Annotated in this window: 3 protein-coding genes; 1 reads left to right on the plus strand and 2 read right to left on the minus strand. The window is 67.4% G+C overall.

The window, feature by feature from the left end; genetic code table 11:
* Positions 1–193 (minus strand): hypothetical protein (locus FNH05_RS36640; RefSeq protein ID WP_144593417.1); only part of this gene is annotated, 193 nt, incomplete at its 3' end.
* A 396-nt stretch (positions 194–589) separates the two neighbouring features.
* On the opposite strand from FNH05_RS36640, the gene FNH05_RS36645 reads away from it, so the two are divergent.
* Positions 590–991, plus strand: coding sequence for a hypothetical protein (locus FNH05_RS36645; RefSeq protein WP_222426820.1), 402 nt, complete (start codon positions 590–592; stop codon positions 989–991).
* A 281-nt stretch (positions 992–1,272) separates the two neighbouring features.
* Here the strand turns inward: FNH05_RS36645 and FNH05_RS36650 are convergent.
* Positions 1,273–2,037, minus strand: a 765-nt coding sequence (locus FNH05_RS36650; protein WP_144593419.1) for an NADP-dependent oxidoreductase, incomplete at its 5' end; no start/stop codon positions are given.

Here is a 2,037-nt window from a genome sequence, read left to right on the forward strand (position 1 = left end):
GACCCCCACCACCCTCACGCCTGCGCCGCATGAGCGCCGCAAGAAGCAAAGGATGCTCGATAATGCTTTCCCCCTGCTCCTCCCGCCTGCCCAGCAATGCAGCCAGCAGCAGCGGATGCTCGATCAAGCCTTCACCGCGCTCTTCCTCCGCCTCCGGTTGAACCTTTTCACGTGCTTCCGTCGCCGTTGTCATGACAGCACCTTTCAGTTCCACAATTTGACAGACAACTTCCGATCGCGAAATTGTGATGATCGGTTTTCGGCGCCAGTGGCGAGAGATCTTCGACCTCTCACCGGCGGACCGCCGGGTGTCGGATTGCCGATTTTTCCTCCAACCAGGACTGTCCCATACGGTTCCGTGGCCTGCATGTCGTCCGGCGGGTGAGATGCGGAAAGTGACCTACCGTCCCCGAGTGGAAGAATTCGGCCACCCTCTCAGGTGAGGGCATGCGGGATCGCTTTCACTGATTCTTTGCCGGTTTTCACCCTGCCCACCGCCTGGTCGTGCCACCCTGATCGAGTGACCGAAGCACAGCCTGGGGTACTTCTCGACGAACATGTGGGACTGGTCCATGCACCGTTCGACCGAGTGAGCGACGCGGTGCTGACGATACGGACCGGCACGCTGGCGGGAACCGACGTCCCGCTGATCCTCTCCGGCCAGGTCGGGCAGACGGTGGTGATCACCGGCGGGCCCGCCCGGTTCACCGCGACCGTGTCGGGCGCGCCGCTCACCCTCGAGATGGACCCGGCCGCGGGCTGGGTACAGGCAAAGGGCCAGTGGTGGTGGTGCGGGCGGCTCGAGGTGCGCGAAGATCCGGCCGGTACGCGACTGGTGCGCCGCACCTACAACCTGGCGGGTGGCCTGTCCGGCCGTCTGGTCCCGTTCACCGTCGGGCGCGGACACGACAAGCGAGCCGTCGACGGCCTGCACGAAAACCTCGCCGTGCTGGGTGAACGGCTGTCCTGCCGCACCGAGTTCCTGCACTGATGGCCGCGCCGAAGGCGACCGCCGTCTCACTCTTTGAGCGGTGTCCCACCGCGCGGGAGGCTGCCTACCGTGGATTCCGGCTCGGGTGAACCTTCATCGAAGGGATGGTGTTGTCCGATGGGTGGATGCAACTGCTGCAGTTCGTGCTCCGGCTCAGGGTGCGGCTGCTGCGGCAAGTGCTGACCGAACCCCTGGATACCCGACGGGTGCCGTGAAGGGTCCCTTCACAGTCGTATCGACTGTGAAGGGACCCTTCACGGGAAGCCCCGGGCCCGTGTAGGTCAGGGGATCAGCACGATCTTGCCCCGGACGCGTCCGGTTTCGCTGAGTTCGTGGGCCAGCGCGGCCTGCTCCAGCGGGAAGGTGCGCTCGACGTGCACCGACAGCCGTCCCGCCTCGACCAGCTCGTTGACCGAGACCAGATCGGGCCCTGAGGGGCTGACATAGAACCGGTGGTACCGAGGATCGCCCTCCGCGTCGTCGCCCACGGCGTCGAGCAGGATTCCCTCCGGCTTGAGCGTGGCCAGTGAGCGTCGGCCGTACTCCCCACCGATCAGGTCGTAGGCGACGTCCACGTCCCGCACCACCTCGGCGAAGTCGGTCGCGGTGTAGTCGATCAGCTCGTCGGCGCCCAGCTCACGCAGGAACTCGTGGTTCTCCGCGCGCGCCGTCCCGAGCACGTACGCGCCGCGGGCCTTGGCGATCTGCACCGCGAAGTGGCCGACCCCGCCCGCGGCGGCGTGGATGAGCACCCGCTGCCCTGCCTCGACCTTCGCCACGTTCACCAGCGCCTGCCACGCGGTGAGCACCGCGGTCGGCAGCGCGGCGGCCTGCGCGTGGTCGAGGCTCGGCGGCTTCGGCGCGAGCACTTCCCGCGGGACCGCCACGTACTCGGCGTAGGCCCCCCATTTGCTGAGCCACAGGCCGTAGACCTCCTCGCCCGTGCCCTCCACTTCGCCGGAAAGGTCCAATCCGAGCCGCAGGGGCGGTGCGCCGAGCCGGTCGACCACCCCGGCCCGGACCTTCCAGTCCGCCGGGTTAACCCC

Source organism: Amycolatopsis rhizosphaerae (genome assembly GCF_007713715.1).
In the GTDB taxonomy this organism is placed as follows: Bacteria; Actinomycetota; Actinomycetes; order Mycobacteriales; family Pseudonocardiaceae; genus Amycolatopsis_E; species Amycolatopsis_E rhizosphaerae.